The following is a 16,378-nucleotide window of genomic DNA, read 5'->3' as shown; positions in this document are numbered from 1 at the left end:
TGCCTGTAAAATACTTAAATATATTATATATTAATTTTAAATAAAAATTAATATGATACCAATTAAATCTAAAAATGAAATATTACAAATCATTTTTAATATTTTTTTGGTATTATTCTTCAAATTCCTCTCTTAGAATTCTAATAACATCTAAGATTGTTTCTTCTTCTAAATCTGTACGCTTCACTAAATCAACAATATCTTGCTCTAAAATACTTTTTGCAGTATCTAAGCCAGCTTTGCTAAATTCAGAAATTACCCAACCCTCTATTTCATCAGAGAATTCTTTTAATTCTACATCTTCTTCTGCACCTTCTCTAAATACATCAATCTCGTAACCTGTTAACTGACCAGCTAGACGAATATTGTGACCACCTCTACCAATGGCTTTAGAAACTTCTTCTGGTTTCAATAACACCTCAGCTCGCATTGTTTCTTCGTTTAATTTCAAAGAAGTTACTCGGGCTGGACTTAATGCTCTTGTTACAAAAAGTTGAACATTATTAGTGTAGTTAATAACGTCAATATTCTCGTTTCCTAACTCACGTACAATACCGTGAATTCTAGAACCTTTCATACCAACACAAGCTCCAACAGGATCAATTCTATCATCATAAGAATCTACTGCTACTTTCGCCTTTTCACCAGGAATACGTACTACTTTTTTAACCGTAATTAAGCCATCAAAAACTTCTGGTATTTCTTGTTCGAATAATTTCTCAAGAAATACAGGAGATGTTCTAGACATTACAATTGCTGGCTTGCTTCCTTTTAATTCAACACTTTCAATAATTCCTCTTACATTTTCTCCTTTTCTGAAAAAATCCGAAGGAATTTGTTTGTCTTTTGGAAGTATAATTTCATTTCCATCGTCATCTAACAAAATAATTGCTCTGTGACGAATGTGATGAACTTCTGCCGTATAAATTTCACCTTCAAGCTCTTTAAAATGCTTGTAGATGTTAGTGTTATCGTGTTCGTGAATCTTAGAAATTAAGTTTTGTCTTAACGCTAAAATTGAACGTCTTCCAAGATTAATTAATTTTACTTCTTCTGCAACATCTTCTCCAACTTCAAAATCTGGCTCTATTTTCTGAGCTTCAGATAATTCAATTTCTTGATTAGGCTCTTCAACCTCACCATCTGCAACAACGATACGATTTCTCCAGATTTCTAAATCTCCTTTATCTGGATTTATAATAATATCAAAATTATCGTCATCACCATACTTCTTCTTTAAAGCATTACGTAATACATCCTCAAGAATCGCCATTAGCGTAACTCTATCTATTAATTTGTCGTCTTTAAACTCTGAAAATGACTCAATTAACGCTATATTTTCCATATATTGATATGAATTAAAATTTTATTTTAACTTTCGCTTCTTTAATATTATCAAAAGTAATAGTTGCTGTTTTGGCCACTGTTACTTTTCCTTTCCCAACGGGTTTAGGCTCTCTAGCTTTCCAACTTAAAACCACGTCAGCTTCGTTCACTTCTGTGAGCTCTCCCTCTATTTCTTGATTATCTAAAGTCTTTACTTCTAAATTTCTACCAATATGCTTGTTGTACTGTCTTGGTAAAATTAACGGAGTTGCTGCACCAGATGATAAAACTTCTAGAGAAAAATCGTGCTCTTCTCTGTCAATATTGTGTTCAATGGCTCTACTTATAAACATACAGTCTTCTACTAAGACACCATTATCACCATCTATTACAATCTTTATGGCGTTATCTCCAGACAAAGAAAAATCTATTAAGAACAAATCTTGTCTTTCTGCTAATGCCGTTTGTAATAAGTCTTCTACTATTTTCTTAATCATTTCTTGATATAAAAAGAGAGGACTTTTCGTCCTCTCGCTTATTCATTTTTAGTAAATAACGGTGCAAATATACGACTTTTATATTAAATTACCCAAGCTATGTCATATGGATTTATTTTCTTAAATTTAGAAAGACTAACTAAACAAATAAACATGAATAAAATATTAGTTCCAACAGATTTTTCAGAGCAAGCAGAAAATGCTTTAAAAGTAGCAGCGATGATTGCTAAGACTCACAACGCAGAGATATATTTATTGCATATGATAGAAATTCCCATGCAACAAACAGATCCTGGACATGCCCAAAGTGATATTCCTGAAACTTTATTTTTCATGAATTTAGCAAGAAAAAGGTTTGAAGATCTCATGGCACAAGACTATTTACAAAACATTACCGTCCATGAAACCGTAAAGGCAGATATAACTTTTAATGAAATTAAAAATTCTTGTATAGAGTTCAATATTGACTTGATTGTTATGGGTTCTCATGGTGCGACAGGCATAAAAGAAATGTTCGTGGGTTCTAATGCAGAAAAAGTGGTTCGCTCTTCCGAAGTACCTGTACTAGTTATAAAAAATGAGCATCACAACTTCAAAGTATCTAATTTTGTATTTGCTTCAGATTTTAAAAATGACAATAAAGAAACTTATAAACAAGCTGTAAAATTTGCAAAAGCATTTGGATCAAAAATTCATTTATTGCTGGTAATTACGTCTAGCAATTTTATGACGTCGTATGAAGCGAAGTCAAGAGTCAATGATTTTATTTGCGGACAAGATTTTGATAATTATACGATTACAATACACAACGACAATACCGTTGAACAAGGTGTTTTAAATTTCTCCAAAGACATAGATGCAGACCTTATTGGAATTAGTACACATGGCAGACAAGGTATAGCTCACTTCTTTAATGGCAGTATCAGTGAAGATTTAGTTAATCATGCAAATAGACCTGTGATTACTTTCAAGATTTAAATTGCTTCAATTTATAGAGTAAAGAATCAAGACTTAATTTATTAAGTTTTGAAAATAAGTTTTAGATTTTCACACTAAACAAAAGAGGATGTTTCAAAAGCAATCCTCTTTTTCATTTTTAAGACAGTCTAAAAACCTAAAACTTTTAGTAAAAATGTATTTCGAGTGCACTTAGTAAAACAAGATAATAAAAATTAGACTATTCAATGTATCTCTTCCTTTAGGGTTTTAGATTTTACTTCAACTCCTCTCAGCATAATCTACACAACTCACTACACATACGACTTAAACAAAAAAAATCCTAACTCGAATAACGAATTAGGATTTAAACTTTGGTTGGCCTACTAGGTTTCGAACCTAGACTCTTCTGTACCAAAAACAGATGTGTTAGCCAGTTACACCATAGGCCAATCTCTCATTTTGAGGGTGCAAATTTAATACAAAGTTTTACTTTGACAAAAAAAAAGAAGAAAATTTTTTAAAATACTTAACGTTAACTTAAAAATGTAGGCTTTTAGGGATTAATTAGTAAATTCGCCAGCATTAATAAGCAACGTTTTCATGAAAGATTTTAACTTTAAAAAGTGGAACAACATCTTAGGATGGTCTGTTTTTACAGTAGCAGTTGTAGTTTACGGACTAACTATAGAACCAACCGTTAGTTTTTGGGATGCTGGAGAGTATATTTTAACCTCTTCCAAATTACAAGTCGGCCATCCACCAGGAGCTCCTCTTTTTCAAATGTTAGGAGCGTTCTTCTCAATGTTTGCTTTAGAACCTTCACAGATTGGTGCCATAATGAACATGATGAGTGGTGTTGCAAGTGCATTTACCATTCTTTTTATGTTTTGGACGATTACTTTACTGCTTGTAAAACTCACCAAATACAATGAAGATAAAGACACGAGTAAAGCCTATGCTATTTTAGGAAGTGCTTTAGTGGGTAGTTTAGCCTTTACATTTACGGATTCATTTTGGTTTAATGCCGTTGAAACGGAAGTCTACGCTATGGCTACGTTAATTATGGCGGTCTTATTTTATTTAGGTTTACGTTGGGAACGCGACATGAACGAACCACGAGGTAACCGCTGGTTAATTCTTATTGCTTTTGTTATTGGACTATCTTTTGGAGTTCACTTTATGGGGCTATTAACCATTCCTGCGATTGGTCTGCTCTATTATTTTAAGAATCACAAAACCATTACGGTTAAAAACTTCATCATTGCCAATATAGCTTCAGCTGCCATTTTACTTTTTATATTCAAATTATTATTGCCTTCAACCTTAAAACTCTTTGGTTATTTAGAAGTGTTTTTCGTAAACTCCATTGGTTTACCATTTAATTCAGGAACTATCATCACAGGTATAATGGTTATTGCGTTATTTTATTTTGGTTTGAACTACACGCAAAAAAAAGGCTTAAAACATATTAACACACTAGTCCTGTGCTTAATGTTTATTTTTATCGGATTTTCGTCTTGGATGATGCTTCCTATTCGTGCGAATGCACAAGTGGTAATTAACGAAAATAACCCTTCGGATGCGAGAGAACTATTAGCGTATTATAACTTAGAACAATATCCCGAAACACATTTATTCTATGGTCCATTTTTTACAGAAGTATATTCTGGTGCCGATAAAGATGAACCGTTTATTGATGATAAAAAGAATTATGAACGCGATGATGAAGCAGGAAAATACGTTATTATAAATGATTGGGAAAAAAGTAAGCAAAACTACAACCACGAACACGCTTCAATTTTACCTAGAATGTGGAGTTCAGAGCATGCTGAAAACTACATGATGTTTACAGGCTTAATTGACTTTAAAGTTGATCCAAGCTTGCAAACCCGTGCCTACAATGAAGCTATGAACGCTGGCTTAACTGAAGAGCAATCGGCACAATATGCCCTTGGAGAAAAACAACAATTTGATCAACTCGTCAATGACTTCAGAATGCGTGTGGCCAATGGAGAAATAGATTACGAAGGTTATAATCAGTTTTTAAAACGTTACGGTCAACAGTATTTGATTATTGAAAAACCATCCTTCATGGACAATATTATGTACATGTTTCAATACCAATTTGGTTACATGTATTGGCGTTATTTTATGTGGAATTTCACAGGACGACAAGATGATATCCAAGGACGATACACCCATAAAAACGGTAATTGGATTTCGGGTATAAACTTTATTGACTCGATGCACATCGGTATGTCTCAAGATAATTTACCAACTGATGTTTTGGAAAACAAAGCGAGAAACACCTATTATTTCTTACCATTAATATTAGGCCTTATTGGTTTCTTTTTCTTGATGTATTCCGATTTAAAACGTTTCTGGGTACTTTTAGTGTTCTTTTTACTAACAGGCTTAGCTATTCAGTTTTACACCAATGTAAGACCTTTTGAACCTAGAGAACGTGATTATTCTGTAGTAGGTTCATTCTATGTCTTTGCAATCTTTATTGGTTTTGGTGTTTATGCTATTTATGACCTATTAAAATCTAAATTAAACACGAAACTTTTAGCTCCTGTCGTAACATTGGCTTGTCTTGTTATCGTACCTGGAGTTTTAGCAGCAAATAATTGGGATGATCACGATCGTTCAGGAAAATACACAACCAATTCTATGGCTCGAAAGTATTTAGAATCGTGTGCGCCAAACGCAATTCTTTTTACCATAGGAGACAACGACACATTCCCGTTGTGGTATTTACAAGAGATTGAAGGGGTACGTACAGACGTGCGCGTGGTGAATACCAGTTTATTCCAAACGGATTGGTACATCGATCAAATGAAACGTAAGGCTTACGACAGTGACCCTATTCCTTCACAACTTACTCACAACCAATATCGCGGTGGCACAAGAGATGTAATTATTAGAAGGGAGATTACTAAAGACACTATAGATATTAAACGATTTATGGACTTTATTTCAAGTGAACGCCCTGATACTAAGTTTAAACATGTAGTTGAAATGCAAGGTGAAGATCCTAGCCAGTATCCAAAGCATTTATTAAACTCTAATTATTTCCCAACACGTAATATTAGTATTACTGTAAATAAGGAAATGGTACTAAAAAATGGAGTGGTTAAGCAAAAAGATGCCGATAAAATAGAAGATAACTTATACACGCAAATTGAAGGTAGTTATTTATATAAAAATCGTCTTTTAATGTTAGATATCATTGCGAACAATAATTGGGAGCGCCCTATATATTTTACAGGAGGTGCCTTTGGAGCTGAAGACTATATTTGGCTAAAAGACTATTTACAGCTTGATGGTATGTGCTATAAACTCGTGCCAATTAAAACACCAGTAGATAAAGCTAATCCTTATGACATGGGACGTGTAGATCCAAACCTTATGTACAATATGGTGAAGAACTGGAAATGGGGAGGCAGTGGTGATGATATCTACTACGACATCGAAACTAGAAGAAACGGCATTACCTACAGAGGAAACTTAGCGCGTTTAATTGAGCAACTTATTAATGATAAGGAATTAGATAAAGCTGAAGAAATAGCCGACATCGCTATGGAAAAAATGCCTGTAGACAAATTTGGTTTTTATTCATTATTAGAACCGTATGTGAGTGCATATTATGAAATAGGAAACCTTGAAAAAGGACGTGCACTCTACAAAGATGTGGCTAAAAAATATCAAGAAAACTTAGTGTATTACAGTAGTCTTTCTTTAGAAAACCAAGAACGATTGGTTGGTGAAGATATTTACTTAGACATACAACGCTACAGAGCTTTGATAGATATTTTAGTAATTTACAACGATAAAGAATTTGCCTTACAGGAGACCAAAACCTTTAATAGTTATTTGAGTTTATTTGATGAACTTATGAATCGCTATAGTGAAGATGCGTTACCAGAAATACCAAATGATATAGATATAGAAGCCATTAAGGATACCATAGACTTAATAGCGCCAGAGGATTAATAAGGTATGCAGATTATTCCAGCTAAAACGCCAGGGTTTGTAAAATTAGTGTTCCCAAATTTTATCTGGAATATCAATACCAAAAACAAAGAACTCTATTTAACCTTTGATGATGGTCCAACTCCTGAAATTACGGATTGGGTACTTTCAAAATTAGAAGGTCATAATGCTAAAGCCACTTTCTTTTGTATTGGAAATAATATTGAAAAATATCCTGAGATTTTCAAAAATATTATTTCAAAAGGTCATACCATCGGAAACCATACTTACAATCATTTAAAAGGTTGGAAGCACAAAACAGCGGATTATCTTGATGATGTTGAGAAAACACAATCATTAATACATTCTAAAATCCAAACATTAAACACCAATACACTAAACGATCAACAATGGAATTTGAGTTTATTCCGTCCTCCATACGGTAAGTTTAACTCTAAACAGAGCAAACAACTCCAAAAACTAGGCTATAAAATTGTTTTATGGGATGTTTTATCTTATGATTGGGATGCATCAGTATCTGAATCTGCTTGTCTTAAAAATGTAACTTCAACAGCCAAAGAAGGAAGTATTATTGTGTTTCACGATAGCGTGAAAGCTTCGCCTAATTTAAAACATGTACTCCCTAAAGTTTTAGAATATTTTAGCGAAAGAGGGTTTGTTTTTAAAGGTTTGAATTAATACACAAAAAGGTTTTAAAAATCTTACAAGGTAGATACATTTATTAAAAACCAGCGCCAAAAGAAATTTAGTAAAAATTGAACGTTGTCTTCATAAGATGAAACACCTACTTTCGTTGGTGTTTATATGTATTCTTGGATAATACCAATCAACGTATCAGCATCTTGTTCTCCACTATGACGCCATTTCATTTCACCTCCTTTGTAGATGATTAAGGTTGGCAAACCTTTAACACGCAATGCTTCTGCAAGATCTTTATTTTTATCTACATCAATCTTAATCACTTTGGCTTTATCGCCTAATGCTGCTGCAACATCCCTTAGAATAGGATGCATAGCTATAGATTGATTATTAGATTCTGTGTAGAAATCTAGAAGTACTGGTATTTCAACATCTATTAATTCTCCAAATTTTGACATACGTTATAGTTTTAGTCAAAGATATAAGCACTTCAAATTTGCATACAATTCAAAAAGTAATCCATTACAAATTAGATACTCATTTCATAAAAATAAGCAATTCTTTACAATTATGCACTTTTAGACCCTTTTTTGAGCTCAATCACTGTGATTTCTGGCCAAATACCAACTCGTCCTGGATAGCCTAGGTAACCAAAACCTCTATTAACATTGATATGCTGGTTTAATTCAGTATAGATTCCTGCCCATTGTTTGTATCTCCATTTTGCAGGACTCCATTTTATCCAACCTGGAATTTCAATCCCAAATTGCATGCCGTGCGTATGTCCACTTAACGTTAAATGATAGTGATATGGATCATTAATCACCTGTGCTTCCCAATGACTTGGATCGTGCGACATTAATATTTTAAAATCATCGGCCTTAATTTGTGATGAGGCCTTTTCTAAGTCACCTGCTTTTTTAAAACCTCCTTTGCCCCAATTCTCTACTCCAATTAAGGCTAATCGTTGACCGTCCTTTTCAAGATATCGACTTTCGTTTAATAATAAATCGAAACCGATATCTTTTTGTATTGTTTTTAAATCCTCAAGGTTTTGGGCTTTTTCTTTAGGTGAATTCCAATCTACATAATCTCCATAATCATGATTTCCTAAAACCGAAAATTTACCATCTTTCGCTTTCAGCCTTCCAAAGGTATCCATCCAAGGCAACATTTCTGAAGCCTTATTATTAACCATATCGCCTGTAAATAATAACACATCAGATTCTTGTTCGTTAATTAAATCTACAGCGTATTCTATTTTTTCGCGATTATCAAAACTACCCGAATGAATATCACTAATTTGAGTGAGTCTATACCCATCAAAAGCCTCTGGTAAATCTTCAAAATGAAGGGTGTATTTTAGAACTCTAAAATCATACTTCCCCTTAAACATACCATACAATAAAGAAGAAAATGGGATTGCCGCCAATCCTAAAGCGACTTGACTCACAAATTTTCGGCGCGATGGCACATAAAATGTATCGGTTTTAGTAACAAATTTATCGTACAACCCAATAATCCCTCTAATAATATCTTCACCAATTAAAAAGGGTAACAATACTAAATTGAATGCCATAAATGCCAATAAAAACCCGAAGGCGAAACTTTTAGAGGTTGTTAAAACACGACCTTCATTGGCTGCGGCGAACTGATAGATAAAATTACCTGCAACAATGAGGGCTACAATAAAAAACAAATAATACACCCAAGTCTGCTTGGTTACTGTTCTTACAGCTTGAAAGCCATAAATCGTAATTATTATAAATAAAATGGCAAATAGTATCCAGCGAATCATGTTATGTTTTTGAGTTTACAAATTTAAGGATATGACGAACGACTTATCTTATGAAAGTGTTAAAGGTTTTGAGCTCACTATTTTAAGTTTTTTTCTATTACATTGTCTTAATAGCACGTTATGAAGTATCAAAAAAGCAACACATCAAAGACGTTCTTGAAATGCATTTGACTATATTAGATGCATTGATTTTAGATTTAAAACTTAAAGCATCAGGTATCTTATGTACAGCGATTGTTGGTGGTGCAATTATCCCTCTACTTTATGGTTATTTCACGGATATTATTAATTTTAAATCAGCTTTTGTTTTTGTTAAAGTCTGGTATGGTTATATCCTTTGGTATGGTTATAGAAATTCCCGTAAAAACCTTGAACCTGCCAATTAAATAATGACAGGCATATAACATTCTTGAGATTTAAATAGCACTAAAAGTAAAATGACATTACCAATACAATACAGCACATCATGAAACGCAGAAAATTTATAAAGACAGCATCTTTAACCGGAGTTGGTTTAGCCATGGGCAGTTCTTTAGTTAATTGTGAAGAAATAGCTTCTCAAAAAACGACCGGACAAAATAATGAAGCTATCAATAATTTGCATGACCTACCATTAGTTGTTGCAACTTGGCATGTTAAAAACGCAACCGCCAAAGCGATGGATATTTTACAGGCCGGCGGAAATGCGTTAGATGCGGTAGAACAAGGTTGTCGCATTGAAGAAGCCAACGCTAAAGGACAGACCGTTGGCAAAGGTGGTTTGCCCGATCGCGAAGGCCATGTAACACTAGACGCTAGTATAATGGATAAAAATGGCAATTGTGGTTCTGTGGTTTACCTTCAAAATATAACGCATGCGGTTTCAGTCGCTAGAAAAGTGATGGAAGACACACCACATGTTATGCTCGCCGGAGAAGGCGCCAAACAATTTGCCATTTCTAAAGGTTTTAAACCCGAAGATTTATTAACAGAATCCTCAAAAGATGCATGGGAGAAATGGAAGGTTGAGGCCAAATACCAACCCATTATTAATATTGAAAATCACGATACTATTGGCATGTTGGCCATTGATAAAAACGGTGACATTTCTGGTGCTTGTACTACAAGTGGTTTAGCTTATAAACTAGGCGGACGCGTTGGAGATTCGTCTATTATTGGATCCGGATTATTTATAGATAATGAAATTGGTGGTTGTGTGGCAACAGGTTTAGGAGAAGAAGTTATAAAAACAGTGGGTAGTTTTTTAGTCGTTGAATTAATGCGTCAAGGGAGATCACCTCAACAAGCATGCGAAGAAGCGATTGGCCGAATTGTGAATAAACCCAATAGTAATTATAAGAATTTTCAGGTCGGTTATGTTGCCGTTAATAAAAAAGGCGAAACAGGATGCTACTCAATTCATCAATGGTTTAGTATAACTAAATATCAGGATGGGATAAATGCGCAAATTCAATCGGATTATTTTAATAAAGCTTAAAACCACTTAATAGTCAATCGTGCCAGCTTCTCTTTAAAACCACTATAAGGTGGAAACAACAACTCCGTAACAGCAAACGTATGTTGTTTCATTACAGAGCGCTCATTACTAAAAGCCTTAAAACCAAAAAAACCATGACTCTTACCAATACCACTATTATTAACCCCTCCAAAAGGTAAATTATGATTCGTGTAATGGAGCACACTATTGTTAATACACGTCCCTCCTGCCCTAGTGTTATTTAAAATCGTAGTCGTATTCGCTTTACTTTTACTGTAGATATAAAGCGCCAATGGTCGTGGTTTCGAATTAATATAGGCCATGGCCATATCTAGACTATCATACGTTACAATCGGTAAAATTGGTCCGAAAATTTCATCTTCTAGTAATTTAGCTTCTGGTTTTAAATCAGAAATGATAGTAGGTTCTATATATTTAGAAGCACTATCGGTGTCTCCACCCACTTCAAATTTAGCATCTAGTGTTTTTGCATTGTCGAGATAAGAACTTAAACGTTCAAAATGTTTATCTGTTACTATTCTACCATAAGAATCTGATGCTTTTGGATTATCGTTATAAAACGTTTGAAGCCATTTTTTACAAGCGTCTATAAATTGTGCTTTTACGCTAGCATCAATTAAAACATAATCTGGAGACACACATATCTGTCCACAGTTCAAAAATTTTGCCCACATTATTTTCTTCGCTGCTTTATCTATATTTGCCGTTTTATCAATTAGTGTTGGAGACTTACCTCCCAATTCTAAGGTAACAGATGCTAAATGTTCCGATGCAGCTTTCATAACAATCTTCCCCACTTGTGGAGACCCTGTAAAAAAGATATGATTAAAAGGTAGCTTTAATAATTGTGTAGAGACTTCCACTTCACCTTGTAATACGGCAACTTCATCTTCAGAAAAAACATCTGCTACAATCTTAGCCATTAATGCTGATGAGTTTGGTGTCATCTCAGAGGGTTTAATAATAACCGTATTACCAGCTGCAATTGCAGAGACTAAAGGTCCAAAGGTGAGATTGAAAGGAAAATTCCATGGAGATATAATTAAACACACTCCTTTAGGTTCATACTTTATATAAGAACTAGAACCCAATAAAGATATAGGTGTTTCTACATCTTGCTTTCGCATCCATTGACGCAGATTCTTTTTAGTATATTTTATATCACCAATTATAGCATAGATTTCGGTGAGCTCTGTTTCTACAACTGGTTTCCCTAAATCGTTTTGCAAGGCCTCTTGAATTTGAGTCCTATAGGTAACTTCAATAGCGTGCTGAAGTTTGTTTAAGGTTTTAAGCCTTTCCTTATAACTACGATTCCCTACGGCATACTGATTGATGTGTTGTTTAGAAAACAATTCATAATAGGGGTTACTGCTAAAATCATCCATAATTAAATCTCTATTTTCAAGTGTTTCAAACTGATATTATGTATTTCGTCGATATAATCTATTCGGAAGTGTTTTTCAACTAACAAATTGTAACGTTTAACTTTAAAGGTAACGCTTTTAAAGGGCTACAAGCGCATATTATGCATTTCATCGGTGCTTTTTGTTAGCGTTTACCACTTAACCGTTTATCGACATATTTCATCTAAAAATTTCAGCTACACTAGATATCTTACGTTTCTTTGACCCGAAGTTAAAACAAATATAGCTTCTTACGATTATGAAAAAAGGTTTATTCATCATATTATTCTTAACAATGTCTTTAGCAAGTTTCGCACAACAAGACGTCATAGTTAACAATGAAACTGAAGTTGTTGAAACCTCTAAAACCGTAAAATCTGAATCTAGCGAAGCTGCTATTTCTTCTGAAATTAAAGCTAAGGTTTTAAGAATGAATCGTAAAAAAAATACAGAAATTATTAGTATCAAAACTTTTAGAAAAAGTCTTCAAATTAGAGTTAAGACTGTAAAGCTTTGTTAATCACATATCAAAAATGCTATTAACCATATATAATGCTATTAACCATATATTGTTAAAAAAAGCCGAAACTCACGTTTCGGCTTTTTGTTTTCCAGATATTTCAAATTGATTGCTGATCGTAGTCGAAATATCAAAACCTGAAAGATCTCTATCTAATCTGACGAATTCTATTTACCATTAGCTTCTTGCGCTTTAATTTCCTAAAACATTAGGAATCATATCCCGACACAAAACAAAATCCTTATCACGTGCTTTTCGAATTTGAGTTTTATAAGTCACTTCAATAATATGCTGTAACTAGTTTAAGGTTTTAAGTCTTACTTTATAACTACGATTGCATATTGATTATTGATTCGTTTTCAAAACAATTCATAATAAGGGTTATTGCTAAATTCAGTCATAATAATTAGGTGTTCATAGATACTTCAAGCATATTTTACGCACTTCATCGGTATTTTTTATCCAGAAGTATTTTTCAACTAACAATTTGTAACGTTTAACCTAAAATGTAACGTATTTAAAGGGCTACAAGCGCAAATAGTGTATTTCATCGGTGCTTTTTGTTAGCACTTACCACTTAACCGTTTATCGACATGCTTCATCTAAAAATTTCATCTACACTAGATATCTTGCGTTTCTTTGACCCGAAGTTAAAACAAACATAGCTTCTTACGATTATGAAAAAAGGTTTATTCATCATATTATTCTTAACAATGTCTTTAGCAAGTTTCGCACAACAAGACGTCATAGTTAACAATGAAACTGAAGTTGTTGAAACCTCTGAAACCGTAAAATCTGAATCTAGCGAAGCTGCTATTTCTTCTGAAATTAAAGCTAAGGTTTTAAGAATGAATCGTAAAAAGAATAACGAAATCATCAGTATCAAAACGTTTAGAAAAAGTCTTCAAATTAGAGTTAAGACTGTAAAGCTTTGTTAAGCCAATAAAAAGATTACCCGCTATTAACCATATATTAAAAAAGCCGAAACTCACGTTTCGGCTTTTTGTTTTATAGAATTACTAGAGTATTAATCCGCATAATTCAATTCACCATTAGCTTCTTGCTCTTTAAATTTCTTAACCAATTCTAAAGCATCCGGAATCACGTCACTACACAAAATAATAAGTGAGCCTTTTACAGCATTTTTTACCGCAAATTTAATCGCTTCTTTTTCTGATGGAATTATAGTCGTCTTCTTATTAGGATCTCGTTTCTTAATCCCATCATCGAGCATCTTAATTAATTCCTGCTCTGTCTTACCTCTTAAACGTTTGTCTTGTCTAATAATAATTTCATCAAACATATCGGCTGCAATAGCTCCCATTTCATTATTATCTTCTACACGTCTATCGCCAATTCCTGCAATAATACCAACTTTTACAGTCGCTTCAAGTTCATTCGTAAACGCTTGCAAGGCTCGCATTCCTGCTGGATTATGTGCATAATCTAATAAAATAGTAAAGTCTTTAAATTCAAATAAATTTAAGCGTCCAGGTGTTTGTGATGCCGAAGGGATAAACGTTTCCAAGCCAGCTTTCATATCTTCAATACTTATACCTTGTACATGCGCTCCTAAAACTGCAGCTAGTACATTCTGAATCATGAATTTTGCTTTTCCACCATAAGTCAACGGAATATTTTCAGCCTTCATTAAACGCATTTTCCATTCTCCTCTACAAATAGTTACGTAACCATTCTCATAAACCGCGGTAATACCATTTAAGCGTTGTAAAGCTTTAATATGTGGATTGTTTTCATCCATTGAAAATAACGCGACATTACAATCTAAACTACGACGCATATCATACACCAAAGGATCATCTGCATTTAAAATAGCATAGCCATCTGGCAGCACCGTTTCTGGCACGACTCCTTTTACTTTTGCTAATTGCTCTATGGTATGAATGCCTTTTAAACCTAAATGATCTGCTGCAACATTGGTTACAATAGCGACATCACATTTTTTAAACCCTAAACCAGCTCTCAGTAATCCACCTCGTGCACATTCTAAAACCGCAAAATTCACAGTCGGATCTTTCAATACAAATTCTGCACTTGCAGGACCAGTACAATCGCCCGTCATTAATAAGCGATTCTGAATATAAACACCATCACTCGTAGTATAACCAACACGATAGCCATTCATTTTGGCAATGTGAGCCATTAATCTCGACGTTGTTGTTTTTCCGTTGGTTCCGGTAATCGCTATAATTGGAATACGACCAGTATCTCCTTTGTTCGGAAATAATTTATCAATCACTGGAGCCGCTACATTTCTTGGCAAGCCAGAAGTTGGAGCCAAGTGCATTCTAAATCCAGGACCAGCATTTACTTCTAACACAGCACCTCCTGTTTCGGATAAGGGCTGTGAAATATCAGTAGTCATAATATCAATCCCACAGATATCTAAATCAATAATTTTAGAAATACGCTCTGCCATACTTACGTTTGCAGGATGTATAATGTCTGTAATATCTTCAGCGGTGCCGCCCGTACTTAAATTGGCGGTGTCTTTTAATATTAAACGTTCACCTTCAGCAATAACAGAGTCTAAAGTATAACCTGCATCTTTAATAATGGTCTGTGTTAATTCGTTTGTGGTGATTTTTGTCAATACATTTTCATGACCAAAACCACGACGTGGATCGCTATTCACTTTATCTATTAATTCTTGAACTGTAGATGTGCCATCTCCAATCACATGGGCAGGAGTTCTAATGGCTCCAGCGACTAACTTATTATTAATAACTAGTAATCTATAATCTTGACCGACAATAAACTTTTCGACAATGATTGCTCCACTCTTAGAACTCTCTTTCGCATGGTGAAAAGCCGCTAAGGCATCGTCATAATTTTGAATATCTACAGTAATACCGCGACCATGATTACCATCAATAGGCTTAATCACCAAAGGGTAACCAACATAACGGCAAGCCTCCTCTAAACTGCGTTCTCTTCTAATAATATCTCCACGGGGCACTTCAACCTCAGCTTGTTCTAATAAATACTTGGTATCTTCTTTATCACAAGCCAATTCAACACCAATACTACTTGTTTCTGAAGTCACGGTGGCTTGAATCCGTTTTTGATTGGCTCCATAACCCAACTGACACAATGAATATTTATTAAGACGAATCCAAGGAATTCCTCGTGCTTCAGCTTCTTCAACAATAGATCCGGTACTTGGTCCTAAACGATCGGCTTCACGCAGTTCCCGCATTTCCTGAATATCGTCAGACATATCATAGTCTTCACCTGCAATTAAGGCTTCACAAATTCTTACAGCAGATTTGGCTGCAAAACGCCCAACGGATTCTTCCATATATGAAAACACCACACTGTAAACTCCATGCTCGCCATAACCTCTGGTTCTTCCAAAGCCTGTGTCCATACCTGCAAGCGTCTGGATTTCTAAAGCAATATGCTCAATAATATGACCCATCCAAGTCCCTTCATCAACACGCATAAAAAATCCACCTTCACAACCTTCAGAACAACGATGTGAGTACATACTTGGAAACATAGCTTTTAATCGTTCTGGGAATCCTTCAATTTTATTAGAAGGCAACTCCTCCATCTCTTCGAGATCGAGAACCATTACTATTAATTTATGTCGTCTTACAGACCAATAATTAGGTCCTCTCATCGCATTGATTTCGCGTATTTTCATGTTGGTTGGTTTGTTTTAGTTATTGAAAGATTCTAAATATAGTATTTTTCACTAAAAAAATTGGCTTATTTTTGCCCTATATTTTTAGA

The 16,378-nt window shown here is 34.3% G+C and carries 13 protein-coding genes and 1 tRNA gene; 7 read left to right on the top strand and 7 right to left on the bottom strand.

Annotation, left to right across the window (positions count from 1 at the left end; genetic code table 11):
- Nucleotides 1–112: 112 nt before the first annotated feature.
- Together nusA and rimP are read right to left on the bottom strand one after the other, a co-directional pair.
- Complete coding sequence (nusA, locus tag HM992_RS05590) at nt 113–1,345, bottom strand: transcription termination factor NusA (RefSeq protein ID WP_178985993.1); 1,233 nt, start codon at nt 1,343–1,345, stop codon at nt 113–115.
- A gap of 13 nt (nt 1,346–1,358) precedes the next feature.
- The gene (gene rimP / locus HM992_RS05585; RefSeq protein WP_178985994.1) at nt 1,359–1,823 is read right to left on the bottom strand and encodes a ribosome assembly cofactor RimP; all 465 of its coding nucleotides are present in this window, start codon (nt 1,821–1,823) and stop codon (nt 1,359–1,361) included.
- A 153-nt stretch (nt 1,824–1,976) separates the two neighbouring features.
- On the opposite strand from rimP, the gene HM992_RS05580 reads away from it, so the two are divergent.
- A complete protein-coding gene (locus HM992_RS05580; RefSeq protein ID WP_179319005.1) occupies nt 1,977–2,801 on the top strand; it encodes a universal stress protein in 825 nt (274 codons plus the stop codon).
- A gap of 333 nt (nt 2,802–3,134) precedes the next feature.
- Here the strand turns inward: HM992_RS05580 and HM992_RS05575 are convergent.
- Nucleotides 3,135–3,211 (bottom strand) — tRNA-Gln (locus tag HM992_RS05575).
- Between the two features lie 151 nt (nt 3,212–3,362).
- On the opposite strand from HM992_RS05575, the gene HM992_RS05570 reads away from it, so the two are divergent.
- Nucleotides 3,363–6,758, top strand: a complete 3,396-nt coding sequence (locus tag HM992_RS05570) for a glycosyltransferase family 117 protein (protein ID WP_179319004.1) — start codon at nt 3,363–3,365, stop codon at nt 6,756–6,758.
- 6 nt (nt 6,759–6,764) lie between these two features.
- Nucleotides 6,765–7,436 (top strand): polysaccharide deacetylase family protein, encoded by a 672-nt coding sequence (locus HM992_RS05565; RefSeq protein WP_179319003.1) that lies wholly within the window; start codon nt 6,765–6,767, stop codon nt 7,434–7,436.
- A gap of 122 nt (nt 7,437–7,558) precedes the next feature.
- On the opposite strand, the gene HM992_RS05560 is transcribed toward HM992_RS05565, so the two are convergent.
- Both HM992_RS05560 and HM992_RS05555 read right to left on the bottom strand, forming a co-directional pair.
- Entirely contained in the window at nt 7,559–7,855 is a 297-nt protein-coding gene (locus tag HM992_RS05560; protein WP_178985998.1) for a thioredoxin family protein, read from the bottom strand.
- 110 nt (nt 7,856–7,965) lie between these two features.
- Nucleotides 7,966–9,195, bottom strand: coding sequence for a metallophosphoesterase (locus tag HM992_RS05555; RefSeq protein WP_179319002.1), 1,230 nt, complete (start codon nt 9,193–9,195; stop codon nt 7,966–7,968).
- Between the two features lie 161 nt (nt 9,196–9,356).
- On the opposite strand from HM992_RS05555, the gene HM992_RS05550 reads away from it, so the two are divergent.
- Nucleotides 9,357–9,581: a hypothetical protein gene (locus HM992_RS05550; RefSeq protein WP_179319001.1), complete on the top strand. Its 225-nt coding sequence runs from the start codon at nt 9,357–9,359 to the stop codon at nt 9,579–9,581.
- 80 nt (nt 9,582–9,661) lie between these two features.
- Nucleotides 9,662–10,672: a N(4)-(beta-N-acetylglucosaminyl)-L-asparaginase gene (locus tag HM992_RS05545; RefSeq protein WP_179319000.1), complete on the top strand. Its 1,011-nt coding sequence runs from the start codon at nt 9,662–9,664 to the stop codon at nt 10,670–10,672.
- Here HM992_RS05545 and HM992_RS05540 read toward each other — a convergent pair.
- Nucleotides 10,669–12,081 (bottom strand): aldehyde dehydrogenase family protein, encoded by a 1,413-nt coding sequence (locus HM992_RS05540; RefSeq protein ID WP_179318999.1) that lies wholly within the window; start codon nt 12,079–12,081, stop codon nt 10,669–10,671. The genes HM992_RS05545 and HM992_RS05540 overlap by 4 nt on opposite strands.
- A 277-nt stretch (nt 12,082–12,358) precedes the next feature.
- On the opposite strand from HM992_RS05540, the gene HM992_RS05535 reads away from it, so the two are divergent.
- Both HM992_RS05535 and HM992_RS05530 read left to right on the top strand, forming a co-directional pair.
- On the top strand, nt 12,359–12,619 hold the full coding sequence (locus HM992_RS05535) for a hypothetical protein (RefSeq protein WP_179318998.1): 261 nt from the start codon (nt 12,359–12,361) through the stop codon (nt 12,617–12,619).
- Nucleotides 12,620–13,296: 677 nt separating this feature from the next.
- The gene (locus HM992_RS05530; RefSeq protein WP_179318997.1) at nt 13,297–13,557 is read left to right on the top strand and encodes a hypothetical protein; all 261 of its coding nucleotides are present in this window, start codon (nt 13,297–13,299) and stop codon (nt 13,555–13,557) included.
- 89 nt (nt 13,558–13,646) lie between these two features.
- On the opposite strand, the gene cphA is transcribed toward HM992_RS05530, so the two are convergent.
- Nucleotides 13,647–16,289 carry a cyanophycin synthetase gene (gene cphA / locus HM992_RS05525; RefSeq protein WP_179318996.1) on the bottom strand — a complete coding sequence of 881 codons (2,643 nt, stop codon included), beginning with the start codon at nt 16,287–16,289 and terminating at the stop codon, nt 13,647–13,649.
- Between the last annotated feature and the right edge of the window lie 89 nt (nt 16,290–16,378).

It is taken from the genome of Winogradskyella helgolandensis, assembly GCF_013404085.1.
Taxonomy (GTDB): domain Bacteria; phylum Bacteroidota; class Bacteroidia; order Flavobacteriales; family Flavobacteriaceae; genus Winogradskyella; species Winogradskyella helgolandensis.
This window is presented reverse-complemented; position numbering and strand designations above follow the sequence as displayed.